14 protein-coding genes are annotated in these 12,600 nt (G+C 65.1%); 2 read left to right on the forward strand and 12 right to left on the reverse strand.

What is annotated here, in order from left to right:
- Positions 1-5: 5 nt before the first annotated feature.
- Complete coding sequence (locus ACS5PM_RS12720) at positions 6-1,190, forward strand: acetyl-CoA C-acyltransferase family protein (protein WP_439388209.1); 1,185 nt, start codon at positions 6-8, stop codon at positions 1,188-1,190.
- Positions 1,191-1,385: 195 nt separating this feature from the next.
- On the opposite strand, the gene ACS5PM_RS12725 is transcribed toward ACS5PM_RS12720, so the two are convergent.
- The 8 genes from ACS5PM_RS12725 to ACS5PM_RS12760 all read right to left on the reverse strand — a co-directional run bounded on the left by ACS5PM_RS12725 (position 1,386) and on the right by ACS5PM_RS12760 (position 7,495).
- Entirely contained in the window at positions 1,386-2,057 is a 672-nt protein-coding gene (locus ACS5PM_RS12725) for a hypothetical protein (RefSeq protein ID WP_439388003.1), read from the reverse strand.
- Between the two features lie 45 nt (positions 2,058-2,102).
- Positions 2,103-2,342 carry a hypothetical protein gene (locus ACS5PM_RS12730; protein WP_439388004.1) on the reverse strand — a complete coding sequence of 80 codons (240 nt, stop codon included), beginning with the start codon at positions 2,340-2,342 and terminating at the stop codon, positions 2,103-2,105.
- Between the two features lie 229 nt (positions 2,343-2,571).
- On the reverse strand, positions 2,572-3,321 hold the full coding sequence (locus ACS5PM_RS12735; protein WP_439388005.1) for a hypothetical protein: 750 nt from the start codon (positions 3,319-3,321) through the stop codon (positions 2,572-2,574).
- A 95-nt stretch (positions 3,322-3,416) separates the two neighbouring features.
- Entirely contained in the window at positions 3,417-3,779 is a 363-nt protein-coding gene (locus tag ACS5PM_RS12740) for a protealysin inhibitor emfourin (protein WP_439388006.1), read from the reverse strand.
- 19 nt (positions 3,780-3,798) lie between these two features.
- Positions 3,799-4,872 (reverse strand): M4 family metallopeptidase, encoded by a 1,074-nt coding sequence (locus tag ACS5PM_RS12745; RefSeq protein WP_439388007.1) that lies wholly within the window; start codon positions 4,870-4,872, stop codon positions 3,799-3,801.
- Positions 4,873-5,293: 421 nt separating this feature from the next.
- A complete protein-coding gene (locus ACS5PM_RS12750; protein ID WP_439388008.1) occupies positions 5,294-6,577 on the reverse strand; it encodes a c-type cytochrome in 1,284 nt (427 codons plus the stop codon).
- Entirely contained in the window at positions 6,574-7,299 is a 726-nt protein-coding gene (locus tag ACS5PM_RS12755) for a c-type cytochrome (RefSeq protein WP_439388009.1), read from the reverse strand. Before ACS5PM_RS12755 ends, ACS5PM_RS12750 begins: the two co-directional genes overlap by 4 nt.
- Before the next feature lie 4 nt (positions 7,300-7,303).
- On the reverse strand, positions 7,304-7,495 hold the full coding sequence (locus ACS5PM_RS12760; RefSeq protein ID WP_439388010.1) for a DUF2970 domain-containing protein: 192 nt from the start codon (positions 7,493-7,495) through the stop codon (positions 7,304-7,306).
- 194 nt (positions 7,496-7,689) lie between these two features.
- On the opposite strand from ACS5PM_RS12760, the gene ACS5PM_RS12765 reads away from it, so the two are divergent.
- Positions 7,690-9,105 carry an aminotransferase-like domain-containing protein gene (locus tag ACS5PM_RS12765; RefSeq protein ID WP_439388011.1) on the forward strand — a complete coding sequence of 472 codons (1,416 nt, stop codon included), beginning with the start codon at positions 7,690-7,692 and terminating at the stop codon, positions 9,103-9,105.
- Between the two features lie 323 nt (positions 9,106-9,428).
- Here ACS5PM_RS12765 and ACS5PM_RS12770 read toward each other — a convergent pair whose 3' ends face one another.
- The 4 genes from ACS5PM_RS12770 to ACS5PM_RS12785 form a co-directional block, all read right to left on the reverse strand.
- Positions 9,429-10,388, reverse strand: coding sequence for a cytochrome c3 family protein (locus ACS5PM_RS12770; RefSeq protein ID WP_439388012.1), 960 nt, complete (start codon positions 10,386-10,388; stop codon positions 9,429-9,431).
- Positions 10,295-10,879, reverse strand: coding sequence for a hypothetical protein (locus ACS5PM_RS12775; protein ID WP_439388013.1), 585 nt, complete (start codon positions 10,877-10,879; stop codon positions 10,295-10,297). Before ACS5PM_RS12775 ends, ACS5PM_RS12770 begins: the two co-directional genes overlap by 94 nt.
- A complete protein-coding gene (locus ACS5PM_RS12780; RefSeq protein WP_439388014.1) occupies positions 10,879-12,114 on the reverse strand; it encodes a 2Fe-2S iron-sulfur cluster-binding protein in 1,236 nt (411 codons plus the stop codon). Before ACS5PM_RS12780 ends, ACS5PM_RS12775 begins: the two co-directional genes overlap by 1 nt.
- A gap of 114 nt (positions 12,115-12,228) precedes the next feature.
- Entirely contained in the window at positions 12,229-12,519 is a 291-nt protein-coding gene (locus ACS5PM_RS12785; RefSeq protein ID WP_439388015.1) for a hypothetical protein, read from the reverse strand.
- Positions 12,520-12,600: the final 81 nt, after the last annotated feature.

The raw sequence follows: 12,600 nt of genomic DNA on the forward strand, positions 1-12,600 counted from the left end.
ACTGCATGACCACCCGTGAGATCTACATCGTCAGCGCGGCGCGTACCGCCATCGGAACCTTCGGCGGCGCGATGAAGGACGTGCCGCTGTCGCAGCTGGCCACCACCGCGGTGCGCGAGGTGGTCAGGCGAAGCGGCGTGGATGCTGCGCACATCGGCCACGTGGTCATGGGCAACGTGATCCCCACGGACGCTCGCGACGCCTACCTGGCCCGAGTCGCCGCCATCGACGCGGGCATCCCCCAGGAAGCGCCGGCATTCAACGTCAACCGCCTGTGCGGATCCGGCCTTCAGGCCATCATCTCGGCCGCACAGACGCTTCTGCTTGGCGAGGCCGAGCTGGCGATCGGCGGTGGCGCCGAGTCGATGAGCCGAGGCCCCTACGTCATGCCGGCTGCGCGCTGGGGAGCCCGCATGGGTGACGTCCAGGCGACCGACTACATGCTCGGCATCCTGCACGACCCGTTCCACAAGATCCACATGGGCATCACCGCGGAGAACGTTGCCCATCGCGACGGCATCACGCGGGAGATGCAGGATGCACTGGCCGTCGAAAGCCAGCAGCGGGCGGCCCGTGCGATCGCCGAAGGTCGCTTCAAGTCGCAGATCGTTCCGGTCGAGATAGCCACTCGCAAGGGCACGGTGGTCTTTGACACCGACGAACACGTGCGAGGCGAAACCACGATCGAGCAGTTGGCCCGCATGAAGCCCGCTTTCAAGGAGGGCGGCACGGTGACCGCGGGCAACGCCTCAGGCCTGAACGACGGCGCAAGCGCCGTCCTGCTCGCGACCGCGAGCGCGGTGAAGGACTTCGGCCTGAAGCCACTGGCACGACTGGTCACCTATGCCCATGCGGGCGTGGATCCGAAGCTGATGGGGCTCGGGCCGGTGCCGGCCACGCGCCTGGCACTCAAGCGCGCCGGCCTGGCCATGAAAGACCTCGACGTGATTGAGTCGAACGAAGCGTTCGCGGCGCAGGCCTGTGCCGTCACGCGCGCGCTGGAGCTCGACCCGGCCAAGGTGAACCCGAACGGATCCGGCATTTCTCTCGGCCACCCGGTGGGCGCTACCGGCGCCATCATCACGACAAAGGCAATCCATGAGCTCCATCGCATCGGCGGTCGCTACGCGCTCGTGACGATGTGCATCGGCGGTGGCCAAGGCATTGCTGCGATCTTCGAGCGGGGTTGATCGCGAGGATGATCTCCGCCCGCGGCACCCGACGCGCCACCAAGGCAAGCAACGCAGCAATTCCCGTCAGTGGCGGCCGTCGGCGTACTCACGTTGACTCGCACCAAGCGGTCGTCTCTGCGCTGTGAGCCAATGTTCTTCAGGGCACCTGAGCGGAGCATTTCGTGAGGTCCGCAGGAAGCTGTAGCGCGAGCTTCACAGCGTTCGTAGACGGAACTGGAGCTCGATTTCTTGCTGTCCGCGATAAAAGCGGGCCACGCTGAACGATTGAGCTTCTTTCAGCAGAAATTTCTCTGAGTTTCTGCTGAATTTCTTGCTGCTCTGCCTGCAGCGCAAGAAATCCTGAACCTTGCCGGCGAGGTTGGTGCGGAGTGCGGGAGTACTCTTTCCACTCCCTTCCAGTTTGACCTGTTCTGCCGCAGCCGCGGCGGCTTTCGGCGGAGCCGATGCGATCTCCGACGCAACGACCGCCAGCCGAGCGTTAGCAGCGGCCGCCTTGCCGTCCAGCTCCTGTATCTTCGCCGCGCCCGCATCCGAAACCTTGGCAGGTATGGTGGCCTTCGCGAACGCTCTAGATTCTTTGTCGGCGTCTTCAGATGCCGCTTGCTGATCCTTCACGGCCTGGGCAATTTCGGAAGGCTTTGGTACCTTCAGAGTCTTTGAGCTGACGTTGTCGAAGATCTTGTTGGCCAAGTCCCTGAGATTGGCCTGGACTGCTTTGAGAAGGCCGGATAGCTTCTCATAGGCAACCAATGCACTTTCCTCACCCGCTGCGGGCACCTCGGCGATCGCCATGTCAAAGAGCCCGTCTTCCTTACCGTAGTGATTCCAGACCGTGCTGGGCACCGTCTCGATGGCTCCTTGCATACACTCCATCGCCACTGCCCCTTGCTTGTACGACTCGGCTTGGGCTTAAATCTGATAGCGGTCGAGCACGAGCCCAGGTCCGCCCGCTCCTGCGAAGGCCCACTTTGCAGCGGTGAGGTTCTGCTTCACCGTGTTGTATGCGGCGCCCAGAGCAAAGCCGAACTGGCCGTTGTTGAGCAGGTCGCGTTCGAGAAGAAGCTCACGGTTCGCCTCCCGCCAGGTCTGCGCGAAGACACCCGCCAGCTGCGCAGCTTTAAGGCCATCAGTGACGGTTGGAATCGACACATCGTTCCTTGCTTTTGCGAGTACCGGCGCTGGTTAATTCTTGTCTGCCGCAGTCGGAGCTCTGACCTGCGACGGCAATGCCGCGCAGCCGCAAACCAAGACTGCCACGGTTACCGACGCCAAGAATTTCTGGATCCTCTTCATTCTGCTTTGCCTCCAGCGTGAACGAACGCGGCGACTCCGTCGTCCTCTGCTGGACCCAAGGCCGTCCGTATCGGGCGCGGCGACCTCAATCGCAAGTGCTTCCCATCTCCGACTTGCTTTGATCGAGTGGCGTGATTCCCTTGGCCAGCAGAGGGTCAACGAATCGGTCACGGAAGGCCTCCCGATCAGCATGCGTGTCCCTTCCGCTTTGCGAGATCTCGATGAGCTTCGCGCCGTTCGATAGGTGCCACTCTTCAATCTTCACGCCTTCCGCCTTGAGCCGTCGCATCGTGCTGGAGCACCCCTTTGGTGTGGCGCTCATCGGCACTGGGAAGGTGCTCCCGTCGATGCTGGACTTCGCGGTGCAACTGCGCGAATACACCGCCTTCGACTGGTGGCGAGAGATGAACGAAATGTCCGCCTCCTCTTTCCGCTCAGCGGCAGAGGGAAGCGGGCACGGCCACTCGGCAAGCGAGGGAGACATGGGAAGCACTGTCGGGCCCCTCAGTTTGTAGGTGAGCTCTGTCTTCTCTCCCTTCGAGCGTTTGCGCGCGATGGGAGCGAATCCAGGCGGCGCGTCGACCGGACTCGCAACATCGAAGTATTGAATCTCGTACTTGTCCTCCTCGGGGTGGCCGAGCTGGAACTGGGCAAGCACCTCCTCGGCGGACTTCGGGCCGCCCTTCTTCGGATTCCACCGGATCGCGTACTCAGCGGTTCCGACGCACGTGCAATCCACAGCGGTAGCAGCGATCACAGGCCCGGTCGCAGGCACAAGTCCCACCAGCAGAAGTAACGCGGTTTTCCGCAGCGTCGGCATTGGGTAGCGCCTCATTGACCTCTCCCTGGCCTGCGTCGGGCCGTCGCAGATTTCACCTGAGCGCGATTTGCGCCGAAAGCGGTTGGGCATCCGTCTGACCTCGGCCGTCGCTACTGCCCGGACTCTCCTGCCGAAGGACCGCCACCACCTCGGAGCGCTGCTCGCACGGCAGTGGCATGTCGCTGGATGGCGTGCACCAAAGCCCGAAGCGCAGCGTCCTCGCTGGGGACAAGAATCTTGACGGTGTGACGGCGTCCGCTGTCTTCGACGGTCACGATGTTGTGCTGGTAGTCCGCCGCACCCTTTGCTGGTGTTCCCACTGTCTTTGGCTGCGCGAAGAAGTCCGCAGCGCTGATGAGCTTCTTGAGTTCATCCTGGTCTGCGGGACCCAAGCGGTCGACATCGACCACCACCGGCTTCTGCAAGCCGGGGATATAGCCGAAGCCGCCGCTTTGAGAGAACTCGATCTTCACTGCACACTCACCGGCCTCTTCAGAGGTCAATTCCAACCGCTTTCCAGCCATCCCGTACAGCTTGCCTTTCGGTGCTGTTGACGCCATACAGCCGTCCTGCCACATCATCGGTGATCCGCGCATACCGTCGGAATCCCGTGTTTGGCCGAACGCGCGGGTCGCGCAAGGCGTCGTACCAGATACGGCCGGCCTTCTCCCATGCATGGCCGCCGATCCGAGTCGCGACCTGATAGAAGGCGTGGTTAGGAATGCCCGAGTTGATGTGCACGCCGCCGTTGTCCTCGAACGTATGGACAAAGTTCTTCATGTGGCTCGGCTGCGGATCCTTGCCAAGAAGTTCGTCGTCAAATGCGGTGCCTGGCGCCTTCATGGAGCGGAGTGCGACGCCCCTGATGCCATCAGCAAGCAGGCCGGCACCGATCAGCCAGTCGGCCTGTTCCGCGGTCTCCTTGCGGACGAACTGCTTGATCAGCGATCCGAACACGTCGGACAGCGACTCGTTGAGCGCACCCGACTGATTGAAGTACTGGAGCTGCGACTCGTCTTCAGTGACGCCGTGTGAGAGCTCATGGCCGATGACATCAAGCGCGATGGTGAAGCGCTTGAAGATCTCGCCGTCACCATCTCCGAAAACCATCTGGACCGAGTTCCAGAATGCGTTGTTGTAGCCGTCTCCAAAGTGCACGGTGGCGTCGAGTGCCATACCGGAGTCATCGATGGAGTTGCGATCGAAGACCTCGGCAAAGAAGTCGAAAGTAGCGCCGAGTCCTTCATATGCTTCGTCAACCGCTACGTCGCCGGTTGCTCCCTGGCCTTCAGCCCGAACGGGAGTACCGGGCAGATTTTGCGTGTTGCTGGCGTTGTAGATGGTGCGACGCTTCCCGAGCATCCCTACCGCGGTAGCTACGGCGCTGCGTGCGGGCGCAAAGCGAGCGGCTTGAGTCGCCAAACGTAGCGCGCGGAAGGTGTTGTCGAGGGACTTCGTGCGCAGCGCTGCCGCCCGCTGCTTCGGCGTACCGTTCTGCGCGATCTTGTCGAGCACGTAGGGGGGAACGAGACAGAATATCGAATGCCGATGAGCATGCGGGCACATAGGAGTCCTCCTTGATTCCACGGATGACTGCCATGGGATCAGTAGGCCCTGTCAAGCGGCAGCAACTTGCAGGTCCAGTCAAATGTTGAAGCGTGCCAATTGCCGCCGATGCTTGCGCAACCCGTTGACTGGTTGTCCGGCGCCGTTCACCTGGCGGCAGCTTCCGGAGAACGGTACGTCTGACGCTTACCTCTGGAATCCCCAAAGATATGGATGATCGGCGGCCACCGCTGGCTTGAATAGCGAACTGGTGTAGATGACGTGCGAGCGCAGCTGCAGGGAACGAAGGCGTTTCGAGCGCGGTTGACGCGACGCTGATCTCGGCGCCTGGTTCGACGAAGAACGATTCGGGCGAGCGCGACCGACGAGGACCGCAGGCAGGTTGACGAGACGTGATTCGACTCGGGCCGGCAGTGCACGGCTATTCGCCACTGGAGACTTGTACGCGCGACACCGGCGGCGCGGCATTGCCCCACGAACCGCGGATGTAGGTCAGGACGTCCGCCAGCTCTTCGTTGCTGAGGTCCTGGCCGAACGGTGGCATGCCAAAGGGCTCTGGGTTGCCGGCGGTGGTGGGCGCAAAGCCACCGTGTCGAATGACCTGCAGCAGGTTGACATGGGAGCCCAGGGTGACCGCCCGGTTTCCCGCCAGGGCGGGATAGATGTTCGCGACGCCTTCGCCGTGGTCGCCGTGGCAGGCGGCGCAGTCCGCTACATAGACCTTCTTGCCGCGAGCCATCGCATCGGCATCCGTGCGCCTTCTGGTGGCTGGTTCGGGCGGCTTGACAGGCAGCGAGGCGAGGAACTGCGCCATCGCGTCGAGATCCTGGTCGGTGAGGTACTGGGTGCTGCTGAAGACGACTTCGGCCATGGGCCCTGTGACCGAAGCGTGCTCGGACACGCCCGTCTTGAGCAGCCTGACCACTTCGGCCCTCGGCCAGCCCTGCACACCCGCTTCATGCGGCGTGGCCAGCGACGGCGCATACCACGTGGCATCGGGCATGAGGCCGCCCGCGAACTCGCTCTTCAGGCTGGTGCCGCCCAGGAAGTTGCGCCCGGAGTGGCATGCCACGCAGTGGCCGAGCCCCTCCACCAGATACCTGCCGCGGTTCCAGCCAGCGCTTCGCTCCGGCACGGCGGCCGTCTGACCCGGCCGGAAGTACAGGGCCCGCCAGACGGCCAGGGCCGCTTGCGTGTTGTAGGGAAGGCGCAGCTCATGCTCGCGGTTGGGCCGCTCGATCGGCTTGGTCGATCGCAGGTAGGCGTAAAGGGCGTCGGAATCTTCGCGGGTGACGTTGGTGAAGCTCGGGTACGGGAACGCTGGGTACAGCAGGCGGCCGCTCTTCGAGCGCCCATGGTGCATGGCGCGCCAGAACTCTCCTGACGACCACGCGCCGATGCCTGTCCGGGCATCGGAGGTGATGTTCGGCGCATACACGACGCCGAAAGGCGTCTCGATGCCACGGCCGCCTGCGAACGCCTGTCCGGCGGCGCCGGTGTGGCAGCCCATGCAATTGCCGGCCCGCGCCAGGTAGGCACCGCGAGCGATCGCCTCGGCAGAAGCCGGAGCAGCGCCAACGCCAGTCTCAGCGACGGCCTCGCCAGCCACGTTGAGCCAGACGACTGCCGCCGCGAGCGCGGCGGCGACCATGATCGTCGCCAGCGCTCCCTTCAGCCACCATTGGCGATATCGCGTCGCCCTCATGGTTCGCTGCTCCCGCAACGCATGGGCAGCGGCTCCAACGCGGCGGCAGCCGGCTTGGTGCCGAGGGGAAGCGTCTGCGCCGACAGCCAGCGCGCCACGGCGCCCACCTCCTCGGGCGACAGTCGCCGTGCGATCTCGCCCATGCAGTCGGGCTCGCGGGCCTTGCGCTGGCCTGTGCGCCACGCGCCGAGTTGGGCGGTGAGGTAGTCCGAAGGCAGGGTCAGCAGCCCCGGCATGGCCGGCAGGCGCCCCGCCATGCCGTCGCCATGGCATGCGACGCAAGCCGGTACCTGGCGATCCGGCGCCCCCTTGAGCACCAGCGTCTTGGCGAGCTGTTGCTGCTCAGCGCTCAGGCCGGGCGCCCGCGCGGGCGGGTACGGAAGATCCAGCTCCGAGAAGTAGCTGGCGATGGCGCGCAGGTAGTCGTCGGACATGTGCTGCAGAAGGTGGCTCATGGCCTCGTTGTGACGCCGGCCTTCCTGAAAGTTCTTCAGTTGGTTGAAGAGGTAGCCCTGCGGCTTGCCGGCGATGCGGGGGTAGTAGCCCGCGCTCGTCGCGCGCCCTTCCTTGCCATGGCAGACGACACAGGCCTGCATGCGTTGCGCCATGCTGTCCGTCACTTTCGCGGTCGGGTTCGGCCTGGCGCCTTCGGCCTGCGCGCAAGCGTTCGTCGCCAGATGCAGGCCGGCCAGGATGAACGCGGCGGCAACGACTGGCCTCATGTGCCTACCGCCCCAGCATGCCGACGGCGAGATGGGCCAGGCCCCACAAGGTCACGCCGAACAGCGCCGTCAGGCTGACGGCCACCGCGACCAAGGCCACCGGTTTCGCCTGGGCCAGTTCGTCGCCGGCCGCGGCGCGTCGGCGAATGCCGAAGAAGCTCCACAGCACCATGCGCAGGTAGTTCGCAGCACCCATGTCACACCTCGCTTTCGTGCTCGAAACTGTGCCGGATCAGCGCCCATGATCCAAGCTTCAGATGGTCAAAATTTGACCGGATCAGATGCTTGGGTTCAGGGGTGCTCCCAAGGGAATGCCTCGATTCGGTACAGTGATCGATCCTTGGAGCATCCTGCATATCAGATCCTCCGGAACAGATCACCCGACAAGCCATGAAGCGATACGAAGTCCTGGCGCACGACGTGGCTCAGTCCATCGCATCCGGTCAATTGCGCCCGGGCGATCGACTGGGTTCCGTGAGGGAAACGAGCAGGAGCCGCGGCGTCAGCCCGTCCACCGTGTTCGAGGCCTATTACCTCCTGGAGGCCCGAGGGCTCATCGAAGCCAGGGCGCGCTCGGGATATTTCGTCAGCCACACCCTCGGCAAGCAAGCAGAGCCGGCGAGCTCTCATCCCGCGGAGGAAGGGCGGCAGGTCGAGGTCTCGAGCCTGGTGTTCCAGGTGTTGGGTCACGCGAAAGACCGTTCCCTGGTGCCGCTGGGCTCCGCGTTCCCCAGCCCGGCCTTGTTTCCGCTGCCCAAGCTGGCGCTTGCGCTCGGCAAGGCGGTTCGGCGGCTGGATCCATGGCGCACCGTCGAGGATCTTTCGCCTGGCAGCCCGGCCCTGCGCAGGCAGATCGGGCTTCGCTACCTGGCCATGGGCTGCCGCGTTGACACCGATGAGCTCGTCATCACCAACGGCGCCATGGAGGCACTCAACCTGTGCCTGGAAGCCGTCACGCGTCCTGGCGATCTGGTGGCGGTGGAGTCGCCCACCTTCTATGCGGCTCTGCAAGCCTTGGAGCGGCGCGGCCTGCGCGCCGTCGAGGTGGCCACGCATCCACGCACCGGTGTGGATGTTGGCGCGCTGGCAGCGATCCTCGACAAGCATCCCGTCAGAGCCTGCTGGCTGATGCCCAATTTCCAGAACCCGCTCGGCAGCCTCATGCCCGATGGCGCGAAGCTGGCGCTTGTCGAGTTGCTGGCGCGGCACCAGGTCCCTCTCATCGAGGACGATGTCTATGGCGAGCTGTACTTCGGCGCCCAGAAGCCGAGGCCGGCCAAGGCCTGGGACAAGTCGGGTCTGGTGATGCACTGCAGCTCGTTTTCGAAGACCTTGGCGCCGGGCTATCGGATCGGCTGGGCCGCAGCCGGCCGCTTCACCGAGGAGCTGAGCCGACGCAAGTTGATGAGCTCGCTGGCGGCCCCCGTGCCCTCGCAGGAAGGCCTGAGCGAGTACCTCGGCCATGGCGGCTACGACCGGCACCTGCGCCAGCTGCGCGAGCTGCTGTCCCGCCAGCGGCATGCGGTGTCCCGGCTCATCGCCAAGCACTTCCCCATGGGCACCAGGGTGACCCAGCCGGAGGGCGGCTACTTTCTCTGGGTCGAGTTGCCGGCGACGGTCGACGCCCTCGAGTTGCACCGGCTCGCGCTCTCGCACGACATCAGCTTGGCGCCGGGGCACCTGTTCTCCGCGGACCATCGCTACACGCACCACATCCGGGTCAACTTCGGCCACCCTGACAACGAACGTGTCGAGGTGGCGCTGAAGACCATTGGCCAGATCGCCAAGGCGTTGGCTGAAGGCTGAGTGTTGGGCGACGCAGGCATGGGACATGACGGGGCTGCTGCGGCACGCCTTGAAACCGGTGTCTTTGCGCCTGTCGGTCCGGAGCCACTCCGTCCGGCCCATGCGCCGCATGCCGCGGCCTCGGCCGGCGACCGCGATCTGCGCGCGGTGGACGTGGCGATGGCAACCTCTGCCGCGCCGGCCTACTGGAGACCGGAACTGCCTTTGCCGCTCTGCCTCGAAACTTGACGCACAGCGCGGGCCGACCGCCACCGAAGCGGTGCATCTTTCGATTGGGCATTCACTCCGCACCATGACGCGCTAAGGCCTGTTAGTAACAGGCCCTAGTCATCATCGCGTCCGCCGCGGCCGCGTCCTTCGTCTGGCTCTACGCCCGGATCGCGGTGGCACTCCACGCAGTTCTGGAAGTTGCGGATACCTTCCTCGAGGTGTTCCGCACGGACTCTTGCCTCCGAGTGCTCATGGCAACCGTAGCAGGTGTACCGGCTGTAGTCGTTGTTCTTGTGGCAGGTCTCGCAGGACGCCTGGTGATCTCGATCCAGCACGAAACTCTTGTCGTGGTCGAAGGTCGCCGGCTTCCACGCCTCGGTCTTGTGGCAGGCCTTGCAGCTGCCCCGCATCTGGCGGTGAAGGCGGTCTGCCGGCGCGTTGTGACAGCTCTCGCACCGGTCGAGCATCGCCGGCGCCAAGAGCTGGTGGTCGAAGTGCGCGGGCTTCCAGGCGGTGCTTTCGTGGCATTGGCTGCACTCGACCTTGAGATCGCGGTGCACCGTGTCCTTGGGAGCCGCATGGCACGACGAGCACTGATCGCGAACCCCTGCCTTCAGCAGCTCGTGCGAGAACGGCTTGCGGCTTCGCTTGGTGAGCCTGGGGCCCTGGTGATCGCTGTGGCAGGCCATGCAGTCCTGCTCAATCAGTTCCTGGTGGAACGAGACCTTGATGTTGCGCGCCGGAATCGGCACGCCCTTGGTCGTCTTCAATCCCACGTCGGCCACGGCGTGGCATTCGGAGCAGCGCTGGGACGATGCGCCGCGCCAGGCCACGTGGCAGGCGAAGCAGTCGGTCGCCAGTTCCTCGTGCCCCCTCACCAGCGGCCCGGGGCTCACCATCAGATGCGGGTAGACGAACGCCAGCGCGACCAGCACCGCCAGATTGAGCGCGATCACGATCAGCAGGACCGGACGCTTCTTCACTTCCAGCCCCAGAACAGGAAGATCGCCGCGATGTGCGCCGTGGCCAGCACGGCGAACGCCAGCGTGATCGGCAGGTGCACCGCGCGCCACTTCTTGACGGCGTCGAAGGTCAGGCTGTCCCAGTACAGCTGATCCTCCAGTTCGGATTCAGGCAGACCCCGGCCGCGCATGCGCTGCCGCGCTTGCTCCAGTCGGCGGCGCGAGCGGTCCAGCAGGAACTTGCCGGTCAGCCCGCTGCCCACGTTGATCAGCATGGCGCCTACCGCCAGCCATCCCAGGATGGCGTTGAAGTGCACGCCGGCGTGCACCAGCACCAGTAGCGAGCCCAACCAGGCCAGCAATTCGTGCCACCGCAGCAGCGTGGCCGGATGGCCGCTCTGGATCAGCTTGCGCTTGCGCAGCGAGTAGGCGCTGGAGCCGATGATGAGCAGCGTGCCCGGGATGCCCAGCCAGCGGCCGATCCACAGCAGGTTCAGCAAGTGCAGCACGCCGTCCAGCGCCAGCGCGACGAGGGCCAGCAGTGCAAAAGCCCCCACGAACGGCAGCACCTCGCGCCGGAAGAGTCTGGCCTTGAGCGGCATCAGGCCTCCAGCACCAGCGGCGTGGCGGGCCGGCCGACGCAGGGCAGGCAGTGGCCTGCGGCGACGTCGTGGTCCGGCGCGTGCTCGTACTGCACCGTGCCTTCGAGCAGCCGCGTCTCGCAACTGCCGCAACCGCCAGAGCGGCAGCCGGACTCGACCGAGATGCCGTGGCGCTCCGCGAAATCGAGCAACGAGGCGTCCTGTCCATCCCAGGTCAGGGTGCGGCCGGATCGCTGGAACCGCACCTCGACGTCGGCCACGTCCTGTCTCGCGGAGGGCGAGGCGCCTCGCAACCTGACGGAGGCAGGCCCGAACGCCTCGCAGTGGATGTGGGCCGCCGGCACGCCCCACTCCGCGAGCGCGGGCACGAGCGCCTGCATCATGGCTGGCGGCCCGCAGACGTAGAACTGATGCCGGCCATGCGGCAGCGTGCGCCGAAGGAGTTCGACATCCACATGCCCTTGATGCTGGAAGTCGCGGCCGATCGCATCTGCAGCTTCGGGGCGGCTGTAGACCACGTTCAACCTCAGTGCGGCATGGGCTGCCGCAAGCGCCTCGAGCTCAGCCTTGAACGCGTGCTGGCGGCTGTTGCTCACGCCATAGTAGAAGTGGAAGGTGCGCTGGGGCTGCCGCGCCAGGCACCACCGAAGCATGCTCATCATCGGCGTGATGCCGATGCCACCGCCGATCAGCACGGCGGGCAGCGATGCGTCCGGTTCGATGAAGAAGTGCCCCGAAGGCGCCTTCACCCGCAGCAGGTCCCCGACCTGCACTCGGTCGTGGAAGTAGGTCGACGACCGGCCCGGCGCGCAGTTGGGGTGATCCGCCGGCGGCGGAACGCGCTTGATCGTCACCCGGTAGTGCGCCGGATCGGGGGCGTCGGAGAGGGAGTAGCAGCGAGTGATCGCGAGTCTGCCGGCGGCATCTGGTTCGGCCTCAGGCAGATCCAACGAGAAGGTCAGGAACTGGCCGGGCTTGAAATCCGGCAGCGGCCGTCCATCCGCTGGCTGAAGGTAGAAGGAGCATTGGGCCTTCGCCGGATCTTCATACTCGCGTCGGACCACGCGAAACTCGCGCCATCCGCTCCACGCGGCATCGGCGCGCATCGTCGGCGCCGACATGCTCTGCACAACCGTCGGCGCGGTCGAGCGCCGCCACAACGTCCACGCAACGCCGGCTGCCAATTGCAGTAGCAGCGCTGCCGAGATCCAGCCGAGCAGAAGAGGCGCAGTCATCGATCGGTGTGGCACGGACGACCCGTGCGCGGCACCGGTCACGCCAGCGATTCTGGTCAGCAGGCAGCCATGCTCCGTTGATTGTCATCAACACAGAAGCGGCGGCAGTCCCGTTCAGGCTGCGTTCATGCGCGCAGCCCCATAACGCCGGGGCTTGCGGTCAAGGTAGCGCCTGACGGATTCGATGACCGCCTGGGTGACATCACGGTACCGGTGCTCTACGTCGGAGGGGCAGGAGGCTTCGGAACCTACGTCATCTTCACGCTGAGCTTGCTTGGCAGCACGAAGGTGGACATACACCGCGTCCGGCGTCAGCCCGAAGGGCGTGCGAGGCTGGACTTCGCGCACGCCGACTTGCTCGATGCTCGCCGCGCAGACGATCTCGTGTGGCGCCGCGTAGCGCATTGGATCGATCGCAGCGCAACGCGTTGACTTCGTTCCCATCATCAAAGCATCACGCGAGTGGCGCAGGATGTTGGGCCTGGG

The organism is Ideonella flava (assembly GCF_051857595.1).
Classification (GTDB): domain Bacteria; phylum Pseudomonadota; class Gammaproteobacteria; order Burkholderiales; family Burkholderiaceae_C; genus Ideonella.

What these genes read in the sequence shown, in the direction of transcription:
- ACS5PM_RS12775 (WP_439388013.1), bottom strand. Translation starts at nt 10,879, where the DNA reads ATGCCGCTCAAGGCCAGACTCTTCCGGCGCGAGGTGCTGCCGTTCGTG.
- ACS5PM_RS12720 (WP_439388209.1), top strand. Translation starts at nt 6, where the DNA reads ATGACCACCCGTGAGATCTACATCGTCAGCGCGGCGCGTACCGCCATC.
- ACS5PM_RS12765 (WP_439388011.1), top strand. Translation starts at nt 7,690, where the DNA reads ATGAAGCGATACGAAGTCCTGGCGCACGACGTGGCTCAGTCCATCGCA.
- ACS5PM_RS12760 (WP_439388010.1), bottom strand. Translation starts at nt 7,495, where the DNA reads ATGGGTGCTGCGAACTACCTGCGCATGGTGCTGTGGAGCTTCTTCGGC.
- ACS5PM_RS12755 (WP_439388009.1), bottom strand. Translation starts at nt 7,299, where the DNA reads ATGAGGCCAGTCGTTGCCGCCGCGTTCATCCTGGCCGGCCTGCATCTG.
- ACS5PM_RS12780 (WP_439388014.1), bottom strand. Translation starts at nt 12,114, where the DNA reads ATGACTGCGCCTCTTCTGCTCGGCTGGATCTCGGCAGCGCTGCTACTG.
- ACS5PM_RS12785 (WP_439388015.1), bottom strand. Translation starts at nt 12,519, where the DNA reads ATGCGCTACGCGGCGCCACACGAGATCGTCTGCGCGGCGAGCATCGAG.
- ACS5PM_RS12735 (WP_439388005.1), bottom strand. Translation starts at nt 3,321, where the DNA reads ATGAGGCGCTACCCAATGCCGACGCTGCGGAAAACCGCGTTACTTCTG.
- ACS5PM_RS12725 (WP_439388003.1), bottom strand. Translation starts at nt 2,057, where the DNA reads ATGCAAGGAGCCATCGAGACGGTGCCCAGCACGGTCTGGAATCACTAC.
- ACS5PM_RS12745 (WP_439388007.1), bottom strand. Translation starts at nt 4,872, where the DNA reads ATGTGCCCGCATGCTCATCGGCATTCGATATTCTGTCTCGTTCCCCCC.
- ACS5PM_RS12750 (WP_439388008.1), bottom strand. Translation starts at nt 6,577, where the DNA reads ATGAGGGCGACGCGATATCGCCAATGGTGGCTGAAGGGAGCGCTGGCG.